Here is a 23,519-nt window from a genome sequence, read left to right as displayed (position 1 = left end):
ATAGAGAGGGAAACGGCAGATGGCCAAAACGATATTGATCGTCGATGACTCCACCACGCTGCGGCAAGTGGTGAGGATGACCCTGGCCGGCGCAGGCTACGAGGTGCTGGAAGCCGGCAATGGCCTGGAAGCGCTGGAGATACTGGACGGCAGGAAAATCCACCTGATCATTTCCGACGTCAACATGCCGCAGCTGGACGGCATCGCCCTGCTCAAGAGCATCAAGCAGCTGCCGCACTACAAATTCACCCCGGTCATCATGCTGACCACCGAATCGGCGGAAGAGAAAAAACGCGAAGGCAAGGAGGCCGGCGCCCGGGCCTGGGTGGTCAAGCCCTTTCAGCCCCCCGCCCTGCTGACCGCCGTCTCCAAGCTGATCCAACCCTGAACGAGATCCGCAGATGACGCTCTCCCTGTTTGCCGGGCATGAACAAACCATCTTCCAGGCCGCGCAATGGCGCGACGAATTGCTGCGCGCGCTGCAGTCGGGCGAGGACATCCATCTCGACCTCTCCACGCTGGAAGAGCTGGACAGCGCGGGCGCCCAGGTGCTGATCTGGCTGCGGCAAGAGGCGGCCCGCCTGGGGCGGCCGCTCGTCATCGGCAATCCCAGCCGCTGCGTGGTGGAGTTCGCCGCCCTGATGGGCATGGACGCCGTCCTGCTGGCGGATGCGACGGAGGGTGCGCATGGATCTTGAACAGGCGATGCAGACCTTTCTGGAAGAGGCGCGCGAACTGCTGGGAGAAATGGAGGGCATCCTGCTGGACATTGATCCTCTCCAGGCCGATGCCGAGCAGCTGAACGCCCTGTTCCGCACCATGCACACCATCAAGGGATCGGCCGGCCTGTTCGGACTCGACGCCATCGTCGGCTTCACCCACCAGGCGGAAAACCTGCTGGATCATCTGCGCGATGGCCAGCTCAAGCTGGATGATGATCTGGTGGGCCTGTTGCTGCGCTGCCACGACCATGTCAAGCAGATGATCCAGGCGCTGGCGGACAAGGCCGACCTGGACGCGCTGCAAGACCCGCCGCTGATGGCGGCGCTGCAAGGCTACCTGGCGCCTCCCGCCTCGCCCCCCCTGCATGCGGCGCCGGCGGCCACGGCAGAGGCGCCGCCGCGCGAGGAACGCTGGCTCCTGTCGCTGCGCTTCGGTCCCGATGTGCTGCGCAACGGCCTGGACCCCTCGTCGTTCATCCGCTATCTGTCCACCCTGGGCACCGTGGAGCAGGTAGGCGCCGTCAGCTGCAATTTGCCCGCCGGCGCGGCCTTTGACCCGGAAACCAATTACCTGCGGCTGGAGGTGCTGTATCGCAGCGACATCAGCGAGCAAGCGCTAAACGACGTGTTCGACTTCGTGCGCGAAGACAGCGAACTTCACATCTGGCCGCTGCGCCTGGCCGCGGCGCACCTGGAGGAGGCCTGCGCCAGCGCGACGCCGGCGGAGGCCGATGAGCTGCGCCGGCACTGGCAGCGATTCGGCGCGCTGGACGCGGCCGAGGCCGCCATTGAAATCGAAGCCGATGCCGACGCGGCAGTCAAAGCCGAAACCGACGCCCCGTCCCCGCCGCCAGCGCCGCCCAGCCCCGCCGCGGAAAAGGCATCCCCGCCGCCGCGCGAAGCGCCCCACGCGGCGGAAGGCCGCCGCCAGCAGGAAAGCAAGTTTTTGAAAGTGGAGGCCGGCAAGCTGGACAACCTGATCAATCTGATCGGCGAGCTGGTGATCGCCGGCGCGGCGGCCAACCTGATCGCGCGGCGCTCGCAACAACCCCAACTGGTGGAGGCGACGCTGAGCATCGCCAATCTGATCGAACAGATACGCGCCGGCACGCTGTCCATGCGCATGGTGCAGATCGGCGAGATCTTCCAGCGTTTCCCGCGCGTGGTGCGCGATGTGTCGCACGAGCTGGGCAAGGATATCCAGCTGCACATCGTCGGCGCCGAGACCGAGCTGGACAAGTCCATGGTGGAAAAACTGGCCGACCCGCTGATGCACATCGTGCGCAACGCCATGGACCACGGCATCGAGCCATCTTCCGTCCGCGTGGCGAACGGCAAACCGGCGGCCGGCAACCTGTGGCTGAACGCCTACCATGAGTCGGGCAGCATCGTGATCGAGGTGGCCGACGACGGCGGCGGGCTCAACCGCGAGCGCATCCTGGCCAAGGCCCGCGAGCGGGGCCTGCTGGCGGCGGACGAAGTCCTGCCGGACGCGGCGGTGTACCAGTTGATTTTCGAGGCCGGCTTCTCCACCGCGGAGCACGTCACCAACCTGTCCGGCCGCGGCGTCGGCATGGACGTGGTCAAGCGCGGCATCGAACAGCTGCACGGCGCCATCGACATCGACAGCGAACTAGGCCTGGGCACCACCTTCCGGCTGCGCCTGCCGCTGACGCTGGCCATCATCGACGGCTTCTTGGTCGATGTCGGTCCGGCCACCTTCGTGCTGCCGCTGGAAGCCGTGGTCGAATGCATCGAATTGCCCGCCGATCTGCCGCGGCACGGCGTGCACGACTGCATCAATCTGCGCGGCGAGCTGTTGCCCCTGCTGCACCTTGGCGCTTTCTTCGAGCTGGATGCCGCGGCGCCGGCCCGGCGCAACGTGGTGGTCGCGCAATACGGGGAGCGCAAGGCCGGACTGGTGGTGGACGCGCTGCAAGGAGAATTCCAGACCGTGATCAAGCCGCTGGGCGCGCTGTTTTCCTCGCTAAAGGCGATCAGCGGCTCCACCATACTCGGCACCGGGGAGGTGGCGCTGATCCTGGACGTGCCGGCCTTGATCCAGCATGCCTGCCGCAAGGAAACCGAACGCTTCGCCCCGCCCCTTCCGCACGGGACCGGCGGCGCGGCCGAAGAACCCGCCTCTCCACGGAGCTTGCCATGACGGCCATACGGGACATGCGCATCGCCACTCAGCAGGCGCTGGGCTATGGCGCCATCATCGCCCTGCTGCTGCTGTGCGTCGCGGTCGCCCTCATCGGCTTCTACGACCTGGGCGCCGTCATCCACACCATCGCCCGCGTCAATAACGCGGAAACCCGGCTGGCGCACCAGATGCTGGAGCAAAACCAGCAAGTCCGCATCGACATCCGCGATGCCTTGCTCGCGGAAACGCCAAACGACTCCTCGCGCGCCGAGCAGGCGTTTCAGGACAATCTGCGCAGCTATCAGGACACCGAAAACCAGCTGGCCCAGCTCCTGTTGCGCGGCGCGGCGGCCACCTCGCGCGAGCGCGAGCTGATCTCCGCCATCCAGGCCGCCAGCCGCGACGCGCACCAGAACTACCAGCAAGCTTTGTCGCTGACAATGCAACAGCGGGCGCCGGAGGCTCGGCTCATGGTCAACGCCGGCAAGGGCAGCCTGCTGAACCGCAACATCGGCGACCTGGTCGAGTACGAAGACCAGCTGAACAACGCGCAGGTGGACCAGGGCGAGCAGGCGGCGGCCATCAACCGCTACCGACTGCTGGCGCTGGCCGTCGCCGCCATCGCGCTCAGCGCGCTGATCACCGCGCGGATCCGTCGCCAGTTGCTGCGCACCCTGGGCGGCGAGCCTCGCCAGGTGGCCGACATGATGCACGAGGTGGCGCGGGGCAATCTGCTCAGCCGGATCGACCTGCGCCCCGGCGACCGCACCAGCCTGGCCGCCTCCATCATGCAGACCGTGCACACGCTGGCCACCATCATCGCCGAGGTCAAGAACGGCTCGGAGAACCTGTCCATCGCCGCCCAGCACATCCACGCGACCTCGCAAGTCCTGGCGCAGTCGGCCAGCGAGCAAGCCTCCGGCCTGGAGCAAACCTCCAGCTCGGTGCAGCAGATGTCCCACTCCATCAATCAGACCAACGACAACGCGCGCATGACCGAGAGCATCGCGCAGAAAGCCTCCAGCGAAGCGGCGGCCGGCGGCTGCGCGGTGCAGGACACGATACGGGCCATGCGCCAGATCGCCGACAAGATCAGCATCGTCGACGACATCGCCTACCAGACCAATCTGCTGGCGCTGAACGCCGCCATCGAGGCCGCGCGCGCCGGCGAGCACGGCAAGGGCTTCGCCGTGGTGGCGGCCGAGGTGCGCAAGCTGGCCGAGCGCAGCCAGGTGGCGGCGCAGGAAATCGGCACCCTGGCGCGGGACAGCGTCGCCCTGGTGGACCAGGCCGGCGGCATGCTGGAGGAGATCGTGCGCTCCAGCCGCCGCACGTCGGATCTGGTGCAGGAGATCGCCGCCGCCGCGGGAGAGCAGTCCGGCGGCGTCGGTCAGATCAGCCTGGCCATCCAGCAGCTGAGCCAGACGACGCAACAGAACGCCAGCGCCAGCGAGGAGCTGGCCGCCACGGCGGAGGAGATGAACCGCCAGGCGGAAAACCTGCACGATCTGATTGGTTTCTTCCATCTGGGCTCGCTGCGCGCGGGCGGCCACCCGGCGCCGCCTAAGCCAGCGGACGGCGCCGACGCAGGCGCGTTTACGCGCCTGTGAGCGCGGGGGAGCACGACATGGCCGCATTGAACATCCTGCGCCGCAGCGAAGGCGCCCCGGCAACGGACGAAACCGGCGAGACCCTGCAATACCTGACCTTCCAGCTCTCCGGCGAAACCTTCGCCATCGGCATATTGCGCATACGGGAAATCCTGGAATACATCAAGCCCACCACCGTGCCGCTGATGCCGGCCTTCATCCGCGGCGTGATCAATCTACGCGGCGCGGTGGTGCCGGTCATCGACCTGTCGCTGCGCTTCGCCCGCGAGGAAACGGCGATCAACCGCCGCACTTGCGTCGTCATCATCGAAATGGAGCACGCGCAGCAATCGCAGCTGATCGGCGTGCTGGTGGACGCGGTGCATGAGGTGCTGGCGATTCCAGACAGCGAGATCGAGCCGCCGCCGCAGTTCGGCAGCAAGATACGCGTCGATTTCATCGAAGGCATGGCCAAGGTGGATGGCCATTTCGTGGTGCTGCTCAATGTGGACAAGGTGCTGTCTCTGGAGGAGATGTCGCTGCTGTCCGAGCTGGGCCGCCTGGAAAAAATGGAGGAGGAAGGATGAGCGCGCGCCGCCTCCGCCAAGGAGCAGAACGATGAAAAACTTCTCCATCCGCCAGCAGTTCAGCGTGTTGATCGTTTGCGTGCTGGCGGGACTGAGCCTGCTCACCGCCACCGCCTGGATAGGCCTGCGCACCGTGATGATCAATGGCGAGCTTTACCATCAGGTAGTCATCGGCAAGGACTTCATCAACGACCTGGATCCGCCGACGCTGGAGCTGCAATCATGCTTCCTGCTGGTGAATCTGCTGCGCAACACGCCAGATCCATCCATCCGCCAGCAACTGCTCAACCAGTTGCAAACGCGCCGCGCCGCCTTCTACGACACCCAGAAGCAATGGCAGGCCAGCGCCCTGCCGCCCGACATGCGCGCCGCGCTGGAACAGAAAGTCCGCGCCTCGGCCGATGCCTTCTTCCAGGAGGTGGACACCCACTTGCTGCCGGCGCTGGACGCGCACGACCAGCTGGAAATCAATCGCGCCTTCGACCGCCTGTCCGCCGACTACGACCGCAACCACCAGGCCATCCTGCCGCTGATCGAGCAAACCAACCGCATGCAGGCGCAGGCTGAGGCGCAGGCTGAGCGCGGCACGCGCCTGACCTTCGCCATCCTGGCCTCGGTCAGCGCCGGCGTGCTGCTGTTGCTGACCGGCTCCCTGACCTGGATCTACAGCCGCCTGGTGCGCCGGCTGGGCGGCGATCCGCAGGACGTGGCGGCCATCGCCCGCGAAGTCGCCGCCGGACGGCTGGACATCGAAACCGCGGCCGCGCCCAGCGGCAGCCTGCGCGACGCCATGCAGACGATGTGCCGGCAACTGCGCGCCATCATCGGCGAAGTCAAGGACGGCGCCGACAGCGTGTCCTGCGCGGCGCAGCAGATCAGCGCCACCGCGCTGGCCCTGTCGCAAAGCGCCTCCGCCTCCGCCGCCGGCGTGGAGCAAAGCTCGGCCTCCATCGAACAGGTTTCGGCCTCCATCAGCCAGACCAGCGACAACTCGCGCACCACCGAGGCGATCGCGGAAAAAGCCTCAGACGAAGCCACCGAGGGCGGCAAGGCCGTGCAGCAAACGGTGCAGGCCATGCGCCAGATCGCCGACCGCGTCGGCATCATCGACGACATCGCCTATCAGACCAATCTGCTGGCGCTGAACGCCGCCATCGAGGCCGCGCGCGCCGGCAAGCACGGCGCCGGTTTCGCCGTGGTGGCGGCAGAGGTGCGCAAGCTGGCCGAACGCAGCCAGGTGGCCGCGCAGGAAATCGGCGAGCTGGCCGAACACAGCGTGGCGGTGGCGGAACAGGCGGGCAAGCTGCTGAAGGAGATCGTCCGCTCCAGCGGCCGCACCGCCGACCTGGTGCAGGAAATCGCCGCCGCCACTCAGGAGCAGGCCGGCGGCATGGGACAGATCAGCCAGGCCATCCAGCACCTGAACCACTCCACGCAGCAAAACGCCGCCGCCAGCGAGGAACTGGCCTCCACCGCCTCGGAAATGACGCAGCAAGCGGAGCGGCTGCAGCAGGCCATGGGCTTCTTCCGGCTGGGGGCGCAGCTGCGTTCTGCCACCGCCGTTCCGCCCCCTCCCGGCGGCGAGGAAGAACCGTTCCGCTTTTGAATTCGGGAGCGGCGGCCAGTCTGTACTAGATTGAAAAGAAACACGCGCCGTCTCCGCCGGCAACTGACAAGGGAGCCTCCCCATATGGCGACGCCTCCGCCATCCGCCACCAGCCATCCGCCCCCCGCGGCCTCCGCCGAGGACACGGTATTCCTGCATCCCGGCGAATGGCATTTCGGCGGCAGCGGCACCCGCATCCGCACCCTGCTCGGCTCTTGCGTGTCCATCGTGCTGTGGCATCCGCAGGCCAAGCTGGGCGGCATGTGCCACTACCTGCTGGCGCAGCGCAATCATCGCCGCGGCGACACCCTGTCCGGCCGCTACGGCGACGAGGCGATGCTGCTGCTGCTGCGCGAGATCCTGGCCTGCGGACTGCCGCTGCAGGAATTCCAGGCGCGATTGGTGGGCGGCGCCTCCATGATGCTCAGCCGCGAGCGCAAGCTCAGCCACGACGTGCCTTCGCGCAACATCAGCCAGGCGCGCGCCATGGTCAAGCAGCTTGGCCTCAGGCTGCAGGGCGAAGACCTGGGCGGCAACACGCCACGCCTGGTGTTGTTCGAAGTAGCCAGCGGCCACGTCTGGATCAAACAATCGCAAGAGGCCGAGCTGGAGCCTCCGCCTCCCCACACAAGGACGCGCACATGAGCATCAAGGTTCTGATCGTCGACGATTCCGCCGTCGTGCGGCAAGTGCTGAGCCAGGTATTCGACCAGGCCAGCGGCATCGAAGTGATGGACGTCGCCAACGACCCCTATATGGCCATGGACAAGATGAAGCTGCGCTGGCCGGACGTGATCGTGCTGGACGTGGAAATGCCGCGCATGGACGGCATTACCTTCCTCAAGCAGCTGATGTCCAGCCGCCCCACGCCGGTGGTGATCTGCTCCTCGCTGACGCAAAAGGGCACTGACATCAGCATGCAGGCGCTGGCGGCCGGCGCGGTAGAGGTCATCGCCAAACCCGTGGCCGGGGTCAAGGGCTTCCTGGAAGAAAGCGCCAGCCAGCTGGTGATGGCCGTGCGCAGCGCCGCCGCCGCGCGCATGAACCGGGTGCGGGTGATGCCTTCGGCCAGCGCGCCTGCCTCGGCCGCCGGCGCGTCCACGCTGGAGACGCGCCCCAAGCTGTCGGCCGATGCCATTCTGGCCCCGCCCACCGGCAGCAATGTGTTCGCCACCACCGAGCGCATCGTCGCCATCGGCACCTCCACCGGCGGCACCCAGGCCCTGGAAACGATACTGACCGATCTGCCGCGCACCTGTCCGGGCCTGGCCATCGTGCAGCACATGCCGGAAAAGTTCACTCGCTCCTTTGCCGAGCGCCTGAACAGCCTGTCGCAGATCGAAGTGAAGGAAGCCAGCAACGGCGACCGCATCCTGCCCGGCCGCGCGCTGATCGCGCCGGGCGGCAAGCACATGATGGTCAAGCGCAGCGGCGCCTACTACCAGGTGGAAGTGGTGGACGGCCCGCTGGTCAGCCGCCACAAGCCCTCGGTTGACGTGCTGTTCCGCTCCGCCGCCAAGTACGCCGGCAAGAACGCGCTGGGCGTCATCATGACCGGCATGGGGGACGACGGCGCCAAGGGCTTGAAGGAAATGCATGACTGCGGCGCCAAGACCATCGCCCAGGACGAGGAGAGCTGCGTGGTGTTTGGCATGCCCAAGGAAGCCATCAAGCTGGGCGCCGCCGATGAGATCATGGCGCTGGAGCAGATCGCCAAGGCGATTTGCCGACAGAGTTAGGCCTGGCCATGCCGCTGCGAATAGAAGACGTCCTGGTGGTGGAAGACAGCGCGGTGCAGCGCCAGCATGCCTGCGAGCTGTGCACGCAACTGGGCATCCCGGCGCTGCGCCAGGCCGCCGACGGCAAGGAGGCGCTGCTGCGCCTGCGCGAGCGCCTGCCCAGCCTGGCGCTGATCGACCTGGAAATGCCGCACATGGACGGCGTGCAGCTGATCCAGCAGATGGCCAAGGAAAACCTGTCCGTTCCCATCATCGTCACCTCGGGCAAGGATTATCTGCTGATTTCCACCGTGGAGCTGATGGGGCGGGAGCTGGGGCTGCCGGTGCTGGGCGGCCTGAAGAAGCCGCTGCAACAAGCGGCGCTGGAAGACCTGCTCCGGCGGATATGGACGCCGCCCTCCGAACACAGCCCGGAAATCGAACTGTGCCGCGAGCAGGACGTGCGCATGGCCCTGGACCAGAAGCAATTGATCCCCTACTACCAGCCCAAGGTGACGCTGGACGGCGGCCTGCTCAAAGGCGCGGAAGTGCTGGTGCGCTGGCAGCATCCCGAGCAGGGCATCATCCCCCCTTCGCGCTTCATCCCAGTCATCGAGGCCTGTGACTGGGCCACTGAGCTGACCTTGACCATGCTGGAGCAAGGCCTGGCCCAATGGCAGGAGTGGGCGCGGCGCGGGCTGCGCCTGCCGCTGTCGGTCAATCTGTCCGCGCTGTCGCTGAAGGGATCGACCCTGGCCGACGAGATCGAGCAGCGCATCCGCGCCAGCCGCGTGCCGCCGCGCTTCATCGTGTTCGAGATCACCGAAACCGCCGTCGCCGACAACCTGGCGGAGGCGATAGGCATCGCCGCGCGCCTGAGGCTCAGCGGGGTGGGCCTGTCCATCGACGACTTCGGCACCGGCTTCGCCACCTTCCAGCAGCTGATGCGCTTCCCGTTCACCGAACTGAAAATCGACCAGTCTCTGGTGACCTCGATCGCCAACAAGCCGCACCTGGAAGCCGTGTTCAACAGCATACTGGAGCTGGCGCACCGGCTGCAGCTGACCACGGTGGCGGAAGGCATAGAAACGCCGACCGATCTGTCCTTCGTCGGCGAACGCGGCTGCGTGATGGGACAGGGCTATTACTTTGCCAAGCCCTTGTCAGCCGAATTGTTCGAGGATTGGGTCAAAAACCGCCGGCCGCAACAGGAAGGCAAGGCCAAGGAGGCATGAGCGGCCAAGGCTCAGCAGGACCACAGCGGCGGCTCATCCATCAGCGCGATCTGCTCGCGCAGGGCCAGAATCTGCTCTTCCCAGTAGCGCGCCCCGCCAAACCACGGAAAGGCCGCCGGAAAGGCCGGATCATGCCAGCGTCGGGCCAGCCAGCCGCTGTAATGGATCAGGCGCAATGTGCGCAGCGCCTCCACCAGATTCAGCTCCCGCAAGTCGAACTCGCAAAAATCCTCATAGCCGGCCAATACCTCCGCCAACTGGCGAGACTGCTCGGCCCGGTCGCCGGACAGCAGCATCCACAAGTCCTGCACCGCCGGTCCCATGCGGCTATCGTCAAAGTCGACGAAATGCGGCCCGGCGTCGGTCCACAGCAAGTTGCCGACATGGCAGTCGCCATGCAGCCGCAGCATCCCCACCGCGCCCGCGCGCTCGAAACAACGGGCCACGCCTGCCAGCGCCTGCTCCGCCACGCCGCGATAGACCGGCGCCAGCTCAGGCGGCAGCCAGTCGCCGGCCAGGATGAAGTCGGCCGGTTCGCGGCCGAAACTGGACAGGTCCAGCGTAGGCCGATGGCGATAGTCTATCGTCCGCCCCAAGGCGTGAATGCGCCCCAGGAAACGTCCTATCCATTGCAGCGTGTCGCCGCGATCCAGCTCCGGCACCCGGCCGCCACGTCGCTCGAACAGCGCGAAACGGAAGCCGCCATGCTGATGCAGCGTGGCGCCTTGGAGCGCCAGCGGCGGCACCGCCGGAATCTCGCGCTCGGCCAGCTGCTGGCTGAAGGCGTGTTCTTCCAGGATGGCCTCGTCGCGCCAGCGCGCCGGACGGTAAAACTTGGCCACCAGCGGCGGTCCGTCATCCATGCCCACCTGATACACGCGGTTCTCATAGCTGTTGAGCGCCAGCAGGCTGCCGCTGGCCCTGAGGCCCAGGCTCTCGACCGCATCGAGGATAGCATCCGGCGTCAAGCCGGCAAACGGGGGAGGCAATGTGTTTTCCATGGCCGGATTATAGCGGCGGCAGCCACGGCGCGGCCTTTCATCTGCTAATTGTTAAATCAGGGCGATCGCCCTTCACCACGGAGCGTAGCGATGAGACCGCATCTTCCCCATACCCTGCTGACCATTCGCGGCGAACAATTGCAACACGGCTCCGAACGCTGGGCAGACCTCACGCTGCAAGGCTGGCAGCTGCTTTTCGACAGGCAAGCCCGACGCCAAACATGGCGGCTGCTGCGAGAAAAGAGGCTGCGCGCGCGCGAAGCGCTGGGCCGCGTTGCCTGTTGGCTCAGCGGCAGCCTGATCCTGCTGGCGCTGGCCTATCTGCTCTACTGGGTCTCCGCGCGCTGGTAACCCTTTCTATAAAATGGTCTACGCGGCTCATTCTCGTTTTCATTCTCATTTAATTTTGCAATTGAATTTTAATGACCGATAGCAAAAACAATGAGAAAATAAGATTCAGCGCAACACAAGGACGACGAGATGAATCACCCGCACACGCCATGGCATGACGAAACCGACAGCGCGGAACGCCGCCGCGCCGGGCGCGTCAGCACCTTGGTCAGCTCCGCCGTCAATCTTGCGCTATCCCTGGTGCAAATCGTGGTCGGCATCTGGGCTCACTCCGCCGCGCTGGTGGCCGACGGCATTCATTCCTTGTCCGACCTGGTGGCCGACTTCGTGGTGCTGTTCGCCGGCAAACACAGCGGCAAGGGACCGGATGACGATCACCAATACGGGCACCAACGCTACGAAAACGCCGCGTCGCTGATTCTGGGCCTGCTGTTGCTGGCCGTCGGCGGCGGCATGCTGTATTCCTCCGCGCACAAGTTTTCCCATCCGGAAGACATCCCCTCGGTCCACGCGCTGGCCTTGTGGATCGCCGCGCTGGCGCTGGTCGCCAAGGAAAGCCTGTTCCGCTACATGCTGGCCGTGGCCAAGCGCGTGCGTTCCAGCATGCTGGTGGCCAACGCCTGGCACGCCCGCTCCGACGCCGCCTCTTCGCTGGTGGTGGGGGCCGGCGTGGCCGGCAACCTGCTGGGTTACCCGATACTGGACCCGGTGGCCGCGCTGGTGGTGGGCCTGCTGGTGGGCAAAATGGGCTGGCGCTTCGCCTGGGATGCCTTGCACGACCTGATGGACCGCGCCGCCAGCGAGGAGGACGTCGCCGCGATTCGCGCCACCCTGCTCGCCACGCCGGGCATCATAGGCGTGCACGATCTGCGCACGCGCAAAATGGGAGACTTGATCCTGGTGGACGTGCACCTGGAGGTAGACGGCAACATCAACGTGTACCAGGCCCACGCCATCACCGAGGACGCGCAGCAGCGCGTGATCCGCCTGCACCCCGTACTCGATGTGATGACGCATATCGACCCGGCCGAGCACTACAGCAAACAGGCCATGCCGCAGACGGGCTGAGTTTTGCGTTCGACACTTCGCGCCTGTTTATAATCTTTTCACGATATGCGCAAATGATCATAAACAGGCTCTTACAATTTGCGTGCAACTTTTTGCCTGTCCAGGTAGTCTACACCTACCATGACGACAACATCACCACGTACGCTGCGCTGGCTACCGGCCCTGTTGCTGCTGTCCTCGCTCTGGCAATTCGAGTCCCTTGCCGTCAGCCATGCCCCGCAGCCGCTTTCTCCCGCCGCGCCTGAAATCAGCACCTGGGCCGAATCTTGGCCCGCCGACACGCCTTTCCTGCTGGTGCAGGAGGTCAGAGATCAATTCCGACATGCCGATGCCAAGCGCGACGCCGGCACGCCCGTGCGCGACCTGGCCGCGCTGCCGCCGCGCCCAGGCGACGCCGCCTGAGCCAGAAAACGACAAACCCCGCCAAGGCGGGGTTCGATCTCATCAACGTATCATCTCGACTTTATAGCGCGGCGGCAGCAGCAAGGCCGGAACCTCGCGCTTGCCCTTGCGGCTGCGGCGACCGGCGCGCGGCTGCTTCAGCCCCTCGCCCTTGCCCGACAAGGCCGGCGCGGACGGCTCGCGCATGGGCTGCTCGCGCTGCGCCGGCTTAGGCCGCGGCAGCCAGGACGGCCAGAAGCCGTCCACATTCTGCGGCGCCAACGTCTGCTTGGTCAGCTTTTCGATGGCCTCATGCTGCTTGGACTCCTCGGGACACATCAGCGAGATCGCCACGCCCTTGGCCCCGGCGCGGCCGGTGCGGCCAATGCGGTGCACATAGTCCTCCGGCGAGGTCGGCAGCTCGAAGTTCACCACATAGGGCAGCTCGGAAATATCCAGGCCGCGCGCGGCCACGTCGGTGGCCACCAGCACGCGCAGCGTGCCTTCCTTGAACGCGGCCAGCGTCTCCAAACGCGCGCCCTGGGTCTTGTCGCCGTGAATCGCCTCGGCGTTCAGCCCGTCGCGTTTCAAATCGCGCGACAGTTGGTCGGCGCTGATCTTGGTCTTGCAGAACACGATGACCTGGCTCATCTCGCGCGAGCGGATCAAATGGGCCAGCAGTTGGCGCTTCTTGAAGCTGTCCACCTGGTACACCAGCTGCTCCACCTGGTCATTGGTGGCGTTCTGGCGGGCGACTTCCACCGTTTGCGGAGAGCGCATGAAATCGGCCGCCAGGCGCTTGATCTCCGGCGCGAAGGTGGCTGAGAACAGCAGGGTCTGGCGCTCCTTGGGCAGCATGCCCATGATCTTGCGGATATCCTGGATGAAGCCCATGTCCAGCATGCGGTCGCCTTCGTCCAGCACCAGCACTTCCACCTTGTTCAGCTGCACGGTCTTCTGCTGGATGTGATCCAGCAGCCGGCCCGGCGTAGCGATCAGGATTTCCACGCCGCGACGCAGCTCCTGAGTCTGCGGATCCATGTTGACGCCGCCGAAGACGGTGGTGGCGCGCAGCGGCAGATACTTGGTATAGGTCTGCACATTGACGCCGATCTGGTCGGCCAATTCGCGCGTCGGCGACAGCACCAGGGCGCGGATCGGGTGCATGGCCGGCGATACGCTGGTATTGGCGAATTTCTTCAAGCGCTCCAGAATCGGCAGCATGAAGGCGGCGGTCTTGCCGGTGCCGGTTTGCGCGGCGGCCAAGAGGTCGCGGCCGGACAACACCAGCGGAATAGCCTTTTCCTGGATCGGCGTCGGCTGGCTGTAGCCCTGCTCCTCGATCGCGCGCAGGATCTCAGGCGACAGGCCCAGTTCCGAAAACAACATTTAACTCACTCCTGCAATACGGAGGGGCACGTTGCGCCATCGCGCCAACGCGCCCCCATGTTCATCAATCGACCGGCGGCGAATAAAACAAATGCCGCCCGATTAGGGGCGGCAAGTCACCGTCAGCCCATATGGCTGGCCACGCTGATCAGCAGAACCACCGCCAGCCATAGCAAGGCGGTGCGCCAAACCAGGCCCACGGCGCTCCTCAGATAGCTGGGATCGGCCTCGTCGCCCAGTCCCAGTTCTGGGCGGTATTTCATCGAGTAATCCTGCCGCAGCGGATCGCCCAGGCGAACCCCCAGCGCGCCGGCGGCAGAGGCCAACAGAATGCCATTGGCGTAATTCCCCCAGGTCCTGGCCTGGGAACGCCAGCAATACACCGCGTCCTCAAAATCGCCCATCACGGCGAAAGCCGCTGCGGTCAAGCGAACCGGGAGCCAATCCAGCCAAGCCGCCACGCGTTCAGCAAACAGGCCAAACGCATCCTCGCCCGCGCTGCGGCCACCCCATTTCTGGCTCAGCATGGCGCACAGACGATACAGCAAGGCGCCGCACGGTCCCGGCAGCAGCACGAACCAGAACATGGTGCCGAACACGTGACGGTAACTGTCCACCACGCCTTGCTCGATGGCCAGCCGGGAAATCTCCTCGACCGACAGCTCTGCCGTCGGCTGGCCGGTCCAGTTGGCCAGCGCCAGACGCGCATCCAGATCGCGCCCCTCGGCCAAGGCCTGGGATATCTCGGAAAATGCGCCGGAAAAATGGCGGAAGCCCATGGTCAAATAGAGGATCAGCACGTTGAAAGCCAAGGCCAGCAAGGGGCTGACCGACTTCAGCGCATAAAACACCAGCAGGCTCAGCAGCAAGGCCGGCGCGATAGCCGCCAGCCAAGCCAACACCCCGTGACGCTCGGCTCCGGCATTCAGATTACGCTCAAGATGATTGGCATAGCGCGTGAACAGCAGCCATACGCGATTGCGGTTGCCAAGCGGTCGCAATTGCTCCAAGGCCAGGGCGAGGATCAGGGAAATCAGGGTCATGGGTTCTGGATGCGATTTTCACGGGACCGATGGGGAAGATAACACAAAGGGGCCTGCCTCGCCCAGCGGCGATGCATCAATGAAAAGGGCGCCAGCGGCGCCCAAACCCAATGATGCCCGCCTCTCCGCCATCAGGCGGAGCCGAGCAGACGCCGGCCGGTCACCACGTCCGGACGATTGCCATCCTTGCCGTAGCCCAGCGTGTCAGCCGCGGCGTTGCGCAATACGTTCAATGCGCCTTCCACCTCGTTCAGCCGTTCGGACACGAAACTTTCATTGAGCTGGTTGATGCTTTGCGCGCGGCCGATGGCATCCTCAAGCTCGACCCAGGCCGAGCAGGCTTCCGCCTTATCGGCCAGCCAGATATACAGGGTGTCCTTGTCCTGCACGCCCTGCTCCGCCAGCAAGCGGCCGCGCAAGGCTGACTGGCTCGCCAGCAGATCCAGCACCGCGCTCTTGTCGTCCGCCAGCGCCGCCAGACGGTTCTCCTGGCGCTGAATCAGCACTTGCTGTTCCTGCTCCAACAAAACGACAAGCCGGGACGCGAGTTCAGCCTCGGCCCGGCATAACGATACAAACTCTTCAATCACAGACATCTGGTCGATTCTTCAACGCTGTCGTTGTTTCCCGCGCTCACGCAGAGCCGTTCAGCAACTCGCGCGCCGACGAGATCAAGCCGTCGGCGATCTTGTCGGCATTGATGCTGAAGCTGCCGTTGGCGATGGCGGACTTGATGGACTCCACCTTGGCGGCGTCGAACGAAGGCTGCTGAACGCTGGGATCGTTGCCGATGGCGCTCAGGCGGCTGGCCACCGAATTGATCTGCACATTGTCGCTGCTGGCGCTAGTGCTGCTGGAACTGGACGGCGCACGGGGGGGGTCTTGCTCTGGGCGCTGTACGTGCCCGTCAGCTTGCCCGAATTATCGATTTTCATGGCCTGGCCTTCCCGTAGCTAAACTCAACTGTCTCTATTATCGACCGAAAAAACAAACTCTTGAACTATTTTTCCACCGAAATCATCAGAAAACCACAGCGACGCTGCCATCCTGCTGCACTGCGCCGCGCACCACCCTGCCATTGGCCAGCCGGACATTGACCTGCTCGCCCAGCGCCGCATTGCCCATGGCGCTTCCCTCTGCCTCCGCGGCAAAGCCTTCGCCCTGAGCCACAACCTTGACCTGCTGGTTGACGCGCACCAGATACGGCGCCCTCACCATGAAGTTGCGCAGCCAGGCGCCCTCTGGGGCGCCGCTGCGCATCACCCGCCCGACCGCCTGGCTGGCGTCGCTCAGCACGTTGCCTGCCAAGGCCGGATTGCTGATCTCCACCATCCGTATATCGGCCGCCGTCAGCTGTTCTCCAGGCGCCACCGCGCGATTGAGCGCCACGCCCAGGCGCTTCTCATTGATCATCACCGGCAACCGAAGCGCCCAGCCCAGCTCAGGACAGGACAAGGTGACAGCAGTCGCCCCGGTGGTTTCCGATGGATTCGACCATTCCGCCTTGGGCCGCCCGCAGGCCGGCACCACCAGCCGCCGGTCCAGCTTGCCCAGTTTCCAACTGGCCTGACGCAAACCCAATTCACGCTTCAAGAACTGATCGGCCAGGGTTTCCAGCTGTCCCAAGTTCTGATTGCTCTCAGCCCGCGCCGGGAGGGATAGCAGCAGGCACAGGCAGCACAGTAGTAATCTTCGCATGGCTGCATTCTAGCGCAAGCCTCGCAAGGTATGGCGTTGACAAGTTGCTTCCGCCCTCGAATAATCGTTTGAATAGAGTTTAGACTCTTAAATCAAATACAACATAAGCATGCTCGTTTCTACGAGGAGGAAACAATGCGCAACCGCCTGACTACTCTTGCCCTGGCCACCGCGATGGCCCTGCCCGCCGTGGCCCATGCCTACAGCAATGTCTATTTCTTCGGGGACAGCCTATCCGACGTCGGCGCATTCCAGCTGCTGCCTACCCCCACCGGCGGGCAATGGCCGGCCAACGCCCGCTGGACCACCGGCTATGGCGCCAACTGGACCGACGTGCTCAGCGCCCACTACGGCCTGACGTCCAAGCCCAACAATCCCAGCAACGCGAATACCAGCGCACAAGGCAATAACTATGCCCAAGGCGGCGCCATCGCCCAGGACTACACCTCCGCGACGACCAATTTCCCCACAGCAGCCTCCGGCATTGAATCGGTCGGCCCCGACAACGCCACCAAAATCCTGGAGCTGCCCACCCAGATCCAGAACTACCTGACCGCCACCGGCGGCAAGGCAGATGCCAACGCCCTGTATACGGTCTGGATTGGCGGCAATGATGTCATTGCCGCGTTGTCCACCAACTCCAGCACCACCAGCCAGCAATTCATCACGGCGTCGGCCCAGGCCACCGCCACCAGCGTGGGCATGTTGGAGCGCGCGGGCGCCAAGACCATCGTGGTGCCGACGCTGCCCAATATGTCGGCCGCGCCGCTGGCGATCTACGCCTCGCTGCAAGCCTTGCAGCAAGCGCTCCACCTGACCGACAACCAGGTCAACGCCGCCTATGGCGCGGCCTGGCAACAGTTGAGCACCGCATCCGGCGCCGGCAACGATCCCACCCTGATCCAGAATGCGCTGACCGCCGCCAATACAACATTGGGCCTGCCCGCCGGCACCATCGCCGCCGCTTACAACGGCACGCCGGGCAATACCGGCGTCCAGTCCGGCCTGCAGCAGCTGTCCTCCGGCTATAACCAGCTGGTGGACATGATGCTGAGCGGCGGCAACCTGCAGCACAATGTCGTGCGCGCCAATGTCGCCCTTCTGTTCCAGGAAATCCTGGCCAATCCGGGCAAATACGGCTTCACCAACGTCACCGGCTCGGCCTGCCCGCAATCGGCCATCAGCTGCCCGGCCAACGTCCTGCCCAATCAGGTTTACGTCTTCACCGACCCGCTGCACCCGACGCCGGCGGCGCATAAGCTGATTGGCGACTACACCTATGGCCTGCTGCAGGCCCCCTACTTCGCCGCCGCCCTGCCGGATTCCGCGCTGAATAACGCACGCCAATTGGGCGGCGCGCTGGACGCCCGCTACCAGGCCATCCGCTCGCAAGCGCGCGCGGTGGGCACGGTCAGCGCCTTCGTCGACGGCGCGTTCAATCAGGACAAGGTGGGCTATGGCGGCCTGCAGGCCAAACCCAAGGGCCAGCTGTACACCCTGGGCCTGGACTTCCAGGCCACGCCGGCGCTCAGCGTCGGTCTGGCCATGTCGCATCAGCAAGGCAAAACCGACGTCAACAGCGCCGGCACGCCGGGCAGCATCACCGACCGCAGCACCCTGCTGTCCGGTCTGGTCAGCTACAACCAGGATAAGTTCTGGCTGGACGGCGACGCCCACGTCGGCTCTGGCGATGTGGACACCAGCCGCGTCACCACCCTGGGCACGGCCAACATCAGCAATGGCGCCACCACCCGCCAGACCCAGTTCGGTCTGCGTCTGAACGGCGGCTACCGCCTGCAATACCGCGGCGTCACCACCGGCCCGATAGCCGGCCTCGATTACGCTCACGTCAAGGTTCAGGGTTACACCGAGCAAGGCGGCAACAGCAGCAGCATGTATTTCAACGCCCAGAACGAAAGCTCGCTGGTCGGCCGCGTGGGCTGGCAGCTGGATGCCACCGTGGGCAAGTTCAGCCCCTACGCCAAGGTCAGCTACGCGCATCAGTTCAAGCAGGATGATCGCAGCGTGACCGCCGGCCTCGCCACCGCGCAAGGCGACTGGACCACCAATCTGGGCAAGCCGGCCAGCAACTGGGTGGAATGGACCGCCGGCGTCAGCGCCAACTTCAACAAGAGCGTCAGCGCCTTCGGCCAGCTGACCGCCACCACCGGCAAGAACGGCGGCAACCAGACCGGCGGCAACATCGGCGTGGCCATGTCTTTCTGATAGGCAGGCTCCAAATAAAACAGGCTCCGCATGCGGAGCCTGTTTTATTTGCCTATGGCCGTCTAGCGCGACGTTTGCGCAACGCCAGCCAGACCAGCAGGATGGGGACGGCAATCGCGCAGAAATTCCGCATCCCGGGCTCCATCGCCAGCAGCCGGGGGAGCCAGTACGGCTTAGTCTCCACCAGGGTCAGAACGATAAGGCCCTGCAACAAGAAACCCAGTGCTACTCGCCACAGCTTGCCTCGCATGCGCATCCCCCGTTCCCAATCCGCTCAAGCCGCCCTCAAGCCAGCGTCTTCTCAATATAGGCCTTAACTTGTTCCGCATCCGCCGACAGCACCGTCACGCGCTGCGGCAGCGCTTCCAACGCCTCGAAACCGGCCGGGCGCGGCGGATCGCGGTCCAGCGCCTCGCGTATGGTTTCGGCGAACTTGGCCGGCAGCGCGGTTTCCAGACACACCACGGTTTCGCCGGCGCGGCGCAGTTCGCGCGCCACCTTGATGCCGTCGGCGGTGTGGGTGTCCACCACCACGCCGTCTTCGGCGTCTACCTGGCGTATCGTCGCGATGCGGTCCGCGTGCGCGCTCTTGCCGGAAACGAAGCCGAAGTCGTCGCGCACGCGACGCATGGTTTCCGCATCCAGCTGGAAGCCGCCGCCGCCATCCACCTCGGCCCACAAGCGCTTCACCGACTCGCCGTCGCGGCCGACCAGGTCGAACACGAAGCGCTCGAAGTTGGAGGCCTTGGAGATGTCCATCGACGGGCTGGAGGTGACATAGGTGCGCTCGCTGCCGCGCGGCGCGTAGCGGCCGCTGCGGAAAAACTCGTCCAGCACGTCGTTTTCATTGGTGGCGACGATCAGGCGTTCCACCGGCAGTCCCATCTGCCGCGCCACATGGCCGGCGCAGACATTGCCGAAGTTGCCCGATGGCACGCAGAAGCTGACGGTTTCGTCATTGCTGGCCGTGGCGCGGAAATAGCCGTGGAAGTAATACACCACCTGGGCCACGACGCGCGCCCAGTTGATGGAGTTGACCGTGCCGATTTTGTGCTTCGCCTTGAAGGCGTGGTCGTTCTGCGCCGCCTTCACGATGTCCTGGCAGTCGTCGAACATGCCCTGGATGGCGATATTGTGGATGTTTTCGTCCTGCAGGCTGTACATCTGCGCGCGCTGGAAGGCGCTCATCTTGCCATCCGGGCTCAGCATGAACACCTGGATGCCGCGCTTGCCGCGCATCGCGTATTCGGCGGCGGAGCCGGTGTCGCCGGAGGTGGCGCCCAGGATGTTCAGCGTCTCGCCGCGCTGGTCCAGCACGTACTCGAATAGCTGGCCCAGGAACTGCATCGCCATGTCCTTGAAGGCCAAGGTTGGGCCGTTGGACAGTTCCAGGATGGCCAGGCCGTCATGCAGGCGTTTGACCGGCGTGATGGCCTCGCTGCCGAACACTTCCGCGCGGTAGGCGCGCGAGACGATGCCCTTGAGGTCCTCCGCCGGGATATCGTCGGCGAACAGGCTGATAATTTCGAAAGCCAGCTCGGCATAGCCCAGGCCGCGCCAGGCATCCAGGGCGGCGCGGTCGATCTGGGGGTATCGCTCCGGCAGCAACAGGCCGCCATCCGGCGCCAGGCCCATCAAAACGGTGTCGCAAAACGGCAGCGGCGCCATGCCGCCGCGGGTACTGACATATTTCATTGCTCAGTTTCCAGATATTGGCCGCAAGCGGCCGAGGCTTCTTTCAGCCGCTTCTTGCCGCGCGGGTCGTCTTTCTTGATCTGGCCGGACAGCACGCCCATCACCTCTTCCGTGCTGAAGGTGCCAGCCAGCTTCTCGCTGGCGCACTGACAGTAACGCTGCACTTGCTCGTTGCCGGGCAAGCCCGCGCCGTCCGACGCCGGCGTGCGCTTGAGGCAGCCGCGCATCAAAAAGCCCTGCAACAGCTGGTGCTGGCCGGGGCTGAGCGGCGTGGCCGCGGCCACGCCGGACAAGAGCGCGGCGTACAAGCCCGCCTGCAACGATTTAGTCATTGAGCTCTTCCATGCGCAGGCGCACCACCTTGCCGGCCACGCTGTCCAGCGCCTCGATGCCGGCGATGGCATGGTTGATCGCCTTTTCCTGCACGCGGTGGGTCAGGATCACCACCTCGGCCGTGCCATCGGACACCGAGCCTTTCTGGATCAGCGCCTCGATGGAGATGCCATTTTCGGCCAGCAGGCGCGTGATATTGGCCAATACGCCGGCGCGATCGATGGCGCCGATGCGCAAATAGTAAGAGCTGGTCACCTCGGTGATCGGCAGAATGGCCAAATCCTGCAATTGGTCAGGCTGGAAAGCCAAATGCGGCACGCGGTGCTCCGGATCGGAGGTCAGCAGACGGGTGACGTCGACGATGTCGGCCACCACGGCGGAGGCGGTGGGCAAGGCGCCGGCGCCGGCGCCGTAGGACAGCGTCGGTCCCAGCGCGTCGCCCTTGACCAGCACGGCGTTCATCACGCCGTTGACGTTGGCGATCAAACGGCCTTCCGGGATCAGCGTCGGGTGCACGCGCAGCTCCACGCCGGCATCGGTGCGGCGGGTCAGGCCCAGCAGCTTGACGCGGTAGCCCAGCTCCTCGGCGTAGCGGATGTCGCGGCCGTCCAGCTGGCTGATGCCTTCCAGATAGCACTTGTCGAACTGCATGGGGATGCCGAAGGCCAGCGCCGCCATGATGGTCAGCTTGTGGCCGGCGTCATGGCCTTCGATGTCGAAGGTTGGGTCCGCCTCGGCGTAGCCCAGCTGCTGCGCCTGCTCCAGCACCTCGGCGAAGCTGGCGCCCTTGTCGCGCATCTCGGTCAGGATGAAGTTGGAGGTGCCGTTGATGATGCCGGCTATCCATTCGATGCGGTTGGCCGCCAGGCCCTCGCGCAGCGTTTTGATGATGGGGATGCCGCCGGCCACCGCGGCCTCGAACGCCACCATCACTCCCTTTTCCTGAGCGCGGGCGAAAATTTCCGTGCCGTGCAGCGCCAGCAGCTTTTTGTTGGCGGTCACCACATGCTTGCCGTTTTCAATCGCCTTGAGCACCAGCTCCTTGGCGATGGTGTCGCCGCCGATCAGCTCGACCACGATGTCCACGTCCGGGTTGTTGACGATCTGCAGCGCGTCGTCCACCACCAGCACGTCCGGCCCCAAGGCGGCGCGGGCCTTGGCCACATCGCGATTGGCGGCCTGGATCAGGCGGATTTCGCGGCCGGCGCGGCGGGTGATCTCGCCGGCGTTCCGTTTCAGCACGGTGGCGGTGCCGCCGCCCACGGTGCCCACGCCCATCAGGCCGATATTGATCGGTTTCATATCCATCTCCATTCAGTCCCTGGTTTTATTTCGGCTCAAGGCCGTCTGGATAGCCTGGGCTATCCGCACGGTCCTGCCGGCGGCGGGAAGCCAACCCGCCGCCTCATGCCTTAAACGATCAGGCCTCGCTGCCGTGGCGCTTGCGATAGCGCTCCAGGAAGCTGGCGATGCGGCCGATGGCCTCGATCAGATCGTCCGAGTTGGGAAGGAATACCACGCGGAAGTGATCGGGCGCAATCCAGTTGAAGCCGCTGCCCTGCACCAGCAGCACCTTCTCCTGCTGCAGCAGTTCCAGAATGAATTGCTGGTCGTCGGCGATCGGATAAACCTTGGGGTCCAGCTTGGGGAACAGATACAGCGCGCCCTGCGGCTTGACGCAGCTGACGCCCGGAATCTCGGTCAGCAGCTTATGCGCCAAGTCGCGCTGGCGCGCCAGGCGGCCGCTGGGCGCCACCAGGTCCTCGATGCTCTGATAGCCGCCCAAGGCGGTCTGGATGGCGTATTGCGAGGGCACGTTGGCGCACAGCCGCATCGAGGCCAGCATATTCAGGCCTTCGATATAGTCCTTGGCATGCGTCTTTTCGCCCGACAGCACCATCCAGCCGGCGCGGTAGCCGCAGGCGCGGTAGTTCTTGGACAAGCCGTTCAGCGTCACCACGAACAGGTCCGGCGCCAGCGAGGCGATGGAGGTGTGCTTGACCTCGTCGTACAACACTTTGTCGTAGATTTCGTCGGCGTAGATGATCAGCTGATGCTGGCGCGCCACTTCGACGATTTGCTTCAGCAGCTCGGGCGGATAGACCGCGCCGGTAGGGTTGTTGGGATTGATGACGACGATGGCGCGGGTGGACGGCGTGATCTTGGCGCGGATGTCGTCGATGCTGGGGAACCAGCCCTGCTCCTCGTCGCACACATAATGCACGGCCTTGCCGCCGGCCAGGCTCACCGCCGCCGTCCACAGCGGATAGTCCGGCGCCGGCACCAGCACTTCGTCGCCATTGTCGAGCAGCGCCTGCATCGCCATCACGATCAGCTCGGACACGCCATTGCCGATGATGATGTCGTCCATGGACACATTGGGCAGATGCTTCTGCTGCGCGTAATGCATAATGGCCTTGCGCGCGGCGAACAGACCCTTGGAATCGGAATAACCGGACGCCGCCGGCAGATTGACGATCACGTCCTCGATGATTTCGTCCGGGGCGAAGAAGCCGAAGGGCGCCGGGTTGCCGATGTTCAGCTTGATGATGCGGTGGCCCTCGTCTTCCATCTTCTTGGCGTGCTCGAGCACCGGGCCGCGGATGTCGTAACAGACGTTGGCGAGTTTTTGCGATTTATGGACTGGCTGCATGGCGGCGACGGTTTCCGTGTCTGTCCGCCCGCCGGACGGAACGGTCTTGCGCTGGCGGTGTGGTTTCATGGGATCTCT

Annotated in this window: 22 protein-coding genes and 1 pseudogene; 13 read left to right on the top strand and 10 right to left on the bottom strand. The window is 64.9% G+C overall.

Annotated elements, in window-relative coordinates:
• Positions 1-19 precede the first annotated feature (19 nt).
• From FYK34_RS00755 to FYK34_RS00715, 9 genes are all read left to right on the top strand, one after another.
• A complete protein-coding gene (locus FYK34_RS00755) occupies positions 20-388 on the top strand; it encodes a response regulator (protein ID WP_149294610.1) in 369 nt (122 codons plus the stop codon).
• Positions 389-401: 13 nt separating this feature from the next.
• Positions 402-698 (top strand): STAS domain-containing protein, encoded by a 297-nt coding sequence (locus FYK34_RS00750; protein ID WP_149294609.1) that lies wholly within the window; start codon positions 402-404, stop codon positions 696-698.
• Positions 688-2,886: a chemotaxis protein CheA gene (locus tag FYK34_RS00745; protein WP_149294608.1), complete on the top strand. Its 2,199-nt coding sequence runs from the start codon at positions 688-690 to the stop codon at positions 2,884-2,886. Before FYK34_RS00750 ends, FYK34_RS00745 begins: the two co-directional genes overlap by 11 nt.
• Positions 2,883-4,478, top strand: coding sequence for a methyl-accepting chemotaxis protein (locus tag FYK34_RS00740; RefSeq protein ID WP_168209609.1), 1,596 nt, complete (start codon positions 2,883-2,885; stop codon positions 4,476-4,478). Before FYK34_RS00745 ends, FYK34_RS00740 begins: the two co-directional genes overlap by 4 nt.
• 17 nt (positions 4,479-4,495) lie before the next feature.
• Entirely contained in the window at positions 4,496-5,044 is a 549-nt protein-coding gene (locus FYK34_RS00735; protein ID WP_149294607.1) for a chemotaxis protein CheW, read from the top strand.
• A gap of 31 nt (positions 5,045-5,075) precedes the next feature.
• Positions 5,076-6,650 carry a methyl-accepting chemotaxis protein gene (locus FYK34_RS00730; protein WP_196782566.1) on the top strand — a complete coding sequence of 525 codons (1,575 nt, stop codon included), beginning with the start codon at positions 5,076-5,078 and terminating at the stop codon, positions 6,648-6,650.
• Positions 6,651-6,734: 84 nt separating this feature from the next.
• On the top strand, positions 6,735-7,295 hold the full coding sequence (locus FYK34_RS00725) for a chemotaxis protein CheD (RefSeq protein ID WP_149294606.1): 561 nt from the start codon (positions 6,735-6,737) through the stop codon (positions 7,293-7,295).
• Positions 7,292-8,389, top strand: a complete 1,098-nt coding sequence (locus FYK34_RS00720; protein ID WP_149294605.1) for a protein-glutamate methylesterase/protein-glutamine glutaminase — start codon at positions 7,292-7,294, stop codon at positions 8,387-8,389. Before FYK34_RS00725 ends, FYK34_RS00720 begins: the two co-directional genes overlap by 4 nt.
• 8 nt (positions 8,390-8,397) lie before the next feature.
• A complete protein-coding gene (locus FYK34_RS00715) occupies positions 8,398-9,603 on the top strand; it encodes an EAL domain-containing response regulator (RefSeq protein WP_168209608.1) in 1,206 nt (401 codons plus the stop codon).
• Positions 9,604-9,614: 11 nt separating this feature from the next.
• Here FYK34_RS00715 and FYK34_RS00710 read toward each other — a convergent pair whose 3' ends face one another.
• Positions 9,615-10,592, bottom strand: coding sequence for a serine/threonine protein kinase (locus FYK34_RS00710; RefSeq protein ID WP_231137331.1), 978 nt, complete (start codon positions 10,590-10,592; stop codon positions 9,615-9,617).
• Between the two features lie 102 nt (positions 10,593-10,694).
• On the opposite strand from FYK34_RS00710, the gene FYK34_RS00705 reads away from it, so the two are divergent.
• The 3 genes from FYK34_RS00705 to FYK34_RS00695 all read left to right on the top strand — a co-directional run bounded on the left by FYK34_RS00705 (position 10,695) and on the right by FYK34_RS00695 (position 12,425).
• The gene (locus tag FYK34_RS00705; RefSeq protein ID WP_149294603.1) at positions 10,695-10,955 is read left to right on the top strand and encodes a hypothetical protein; all 261 of its coding nucleotides are present in this window, start codon (positions 10,695-10,697) and stop codon (positions 10,953-10,955) included.
• A gap of 129 nt (positions 10,956-11,084) precedes the next feature.
• A complete protein-coding gene (locus tag FYK34_RS00700) occupies positions 11,085-12,023 on the top strand; it encodes a cation diffusion facilitator family transporter (protein WP_149294602.1) in 939 nt (312 codons plus the stop codon).
• A gap of 120 nt (positions 12,024-12,143) precedes the next feature.
• A complete protein-coding gene (locus FYK34_RS00695; protein ID WP_149294601.1) occupies positions 12,144-12,425 on the top strand; it encodes a hypothetical protein in 282 nt (93 codons plus the stop codon).
• 42 nt (positions 12,426-12,467) lie between these two features.
• Here FYK34_RS00695 and FYK34_RS00690 read toward each other — a convergent pair whose 3' ends face one another.
• From FYK34_RS00690 to flgA, 5 genes and pseudogenes are all read right to left on the bottom strand, one after another.
• Positions 12,468-13,793 (bottom strand): DEAD/DEAH box helicase, encoded by a 1,326-nt coding sequence (locus tag FYK34_RS00690; RefSeq protein WP_149294600.1) that lies wholly within the window; start codon positions 13,791-13,793, stop codon positions 12,468-12,470.
• A gap of 122 nt (positions 13,794-13,915) precedes the next feature.
• A complete protein-coding gene (locus tag FYK34_RS00685; RefSeq protein WP_149294599.1) occupies positions 13,916-14,836 on the bottom strand; it encodes a CobD/CbiB family protein in 921 nt (306 codons plus the stop codon).
• Positions 14,837-14,967: 131 nt separating this feature from the next.
• Positions 14,968-15,432 carry a flagella synthesis protein FlgN gene (locus tag FYK34_RS00680; protein WP_149294598.1) on the bottom strand — a complete coding sequence of 155 codons (465 nt, stop codon included), beginning with the start codon at positions 15,430-15,432 and terminating at the stop codon, positions 14,968-14,970.
• Positions 15,433-15,469: 37 nt separating this feature from the next.
• Positions 15,470-15,697, bottom strand: a pseudogene (flgM, locus tag FYK34_RS20655) (flagellar biosynthesis anti-sigma factor FlgM); the annotation flags it as partial.
• Positions 15,698-15,856: 159 nt separating this feature from the next.
• Complete coding sequence (gene flgA, locus FYK34_RS00670; protein WP_149294597.1) at positions 15,857-16,534, bottom strand: flagellar basal body P-ring formation chaperone FlgA; 678 nt, start codon at positions 16,532-16,534, stop codon at positions 15,857-15,859.
• Between the two features lie 135 nt (positions 16,535-16,669).
• Here flgA and FYK34_RS00665 point away from each other — a divergent pair, with 135 nt between their 5' ends.
• Complete coding sequence (locus FYK34_RS00665; RefSeq protein ID WP_149294596.1) at positions 16,670-18,760, top strand: autotransporter outer membrane beta-barrel domain-containing protein; 2,091 nt, start codon at positions 16,670-16,672, stop codon at positions 18,758-18,760.
• Positions 18,761-19,045: 285 nt separating this feature from the next.
• Here FYK34_RS00665 and thrC read toward each other — a convergent pair whose 3' ends face one another.
• The 4 genes from thrC to FYK34_RS00645 all read right to left on the bottom strand — a co-directional run bounded on the left by thrC (position 19,046) and on the right by FYK34_RS00645 (position 23,441).
• Complete coding sequence (gene thrC, locus FYK34_RS00660) at positions 19,046-20,455, bottom strand: threonine synthase (RefSeq protein ID WP_149294595.1); 1,410 nt, start codon at positions 20,453-20,455, stop codon at positions 19,046-19,048.
• On the bottom strand, positions 20,452-20,787 hold the full coding sequence (locus FYK34_RS00655) for a hypothetical protein (RefSeq protein WP_149294594.1): 336 nt from the start codon (positions 20,785-20,787) through the stop codon (positions 20,452-20,454). The genes thrC and FYK34_RS00655 overlap by 4 nt, the downstream gene beginning before the upstream one ends.
• Entirely contained in the window at positions 20,780-22,090 is a 1,311-nt protein-coding gene (locus FYK34_RS00650) for a homoserine dehydrogenase (protein WP_149294593.1), read from the bottom strand. The genes FYK34_RS00655 and FYK34_RS00650 overlap by 8 nt, the downstream gene beginning before the upstream one ends.
• A gap of 118 nt (positions 22,091-22,208) precedes the next feature.
• On the bottom strand, positions 22,209-23,441 hold the full coding sequence (locus FYK34_RS00645; protein WP_149299667.1) for a pyridoxal phosphate-dependent aminotransferase: 1,233 nt from the start codon (positions 23,439-23,441) through the stop codon (positions 22,209-22,211).
• Positions 23,442-23,519: the final 78 nt, after the last annotated feature.

It is taken from the genome of Chromobacterium paludis, assembly GCF_008275125.1.
GTDB lineage: Bacteria > Pseudomonadota > Gammaproteobacteria > Burkholderiales > Chromobacteriaceae > Chromobacterium > Chromobacterium paludis.
The sequence above is the reverse complement of the archived record's forward strand: the minus strand, read 5'-3'. Positions and strand labels throughout refer to the sequence as shown.

Bases quoted from the DNA above. Each gene is read 5' to 3' on its own strand.
- FYK34_RS00755 (WP_149294610.1), top strand. From the start codon at position 20: ATGGCCAAAACGATATTGATCGTCGATGACTCCACCACGCTGCGGCAA.
- FYK34_RS00750 (WP_149294609.1), top strand. From the start codon at position 402: ATGACGCTCTCCCTGTTTGCCGGGCATGAACAAACCATCTTCCAGGCC.
- FYK34_RS00745 (WP_149294608.1), top strand. From the start codon at position 688: ATGGATCTTGAACAGGCGATGCAGACCTTTCTGGAAGAGGCGCGCGAA.
- FYK34_RS00740 (WP_168209609.1), top strand. From the start codon at position 2,883: ATGACGGCCATACGGGACATGCGCATCGCCACTCAGCAGGCGCTGGGC.
- FYK34_RS00735 (WP_149294607.1), top strand. From the start codon at position 4,496: ATGGCCGCATTGAACATCCTGCGCCGCAGCGAAGGCGCCCCGGCAACG.
- FYK34_RS00730 (WP_196782566.1), top strand. From the start codon at position 5,076: ATGAAAAACTTCTCCATCCGCCAGCAGTTCAGCGTGTTGATCGTTTGC.
- FYK34_RS00725 (WP_149294606.1), top strand. From the start codon at position 6,735: ATGGCGACGCCTCCGCCATCCGCCACCAGCCATCCGCCCCCCGCGGCC.
- FYK34_RS00720 (WP_149294605.1), top strand. From the start codon at position 7,292: ATGAGCATCAAGGTTCTGATCGTCGACGATTCCGCCGTCGTGCGGCAA.
- FYK34_RS00715 (WP_168209608.1), top strand. From the start codon at position 8,398: ATGCCGCTGCGAATAGAAGACGTCCTGGTGGTGGAAGACAGCGCGGTG.
- FYK34_RS00705 (WP_149294603.1), top strand. From the start codon at position 10,695: ATGAGACCGCATCTTCCCCATACCCTGCTGACCATTCGCGGCGAACAA.
- FYK34_RS00700 (WP_149294602.1), top strand. From the start codon at position 11,085: ATGAATCACCCGCACACGCCATGGCATGACGAAACCGACAGCGCGGAA.
- FYK34_RS00695 (WP_149294601.1), top strand. From the start codon at position 12,144: ATGACGACAACATCACCACGTACGCTGCGCTGGCTACCGGCCCTGTTG.
- FYK34_RS00690 (WP_149294600.1), bottom strand. From the start codon at position 13,793: ATGTTGTTTTCGGAACTGGGCCTGTCGCCTGAGATCCTGCGCGCGATC.
- FYK34_RS00685 (WP_149294599.1), bottom strand. From the start codon at position 14,836: ATGACCCTGATTTCCCTGATCCTCGCCCTGGCCTTGGAGCAATTGCGA.
- FYK34_RS00680 (WP_149294598.1), bottom strand. From the start codon at position 15,432: ATGTCTGTGATTGAAGAGTTTGTATCGTTATGCCGGGCCGAGGCTGAA.
- flgA (WP_149294597.1), bottom strand. From the start codon at position 16,534: ATGCGAAGATTACTACTGTGCTGCCTGTGCCTGCTGCTATCCCTCCCG.
- FYK34_RS00665 (WP_149294596.1), top strand. From the start codon at position 16,670: ATGCGCAACCGCCTGACTACTCTTGCCCTGGCCACCGCGATGGCCCTG.
- thrC (WP_149294595.1), bottom strand. From the start codon at position 20,455: ATGAAATATGTCAGTACCCGCGGCGGCATGGCGCCGCTGCCGTTTTGC.
- FYK34_RS00655 (WP_149294594.1), bottom strand. From the start codon at position 20,787: ATGACTAAATCGTTGCAGGCGGGCTTGTACGCCGCGCTCTTGTCCGGC.
- FYK34_RS00650 (WP_149294593.1), bottom strand. From the start codon at position 22,090: ATGAAACCGATCAATATCGGCCTGATGGGCGTGGGCACCGTGGGCGGC.
- FYK34_RS00645 (WP_149299667.1), bottom strand. From the start codon at position 23,441: ATGCAGCCAGTCCATAAATCGCAAAAACTCGCCAACGTCTGTTACGAC.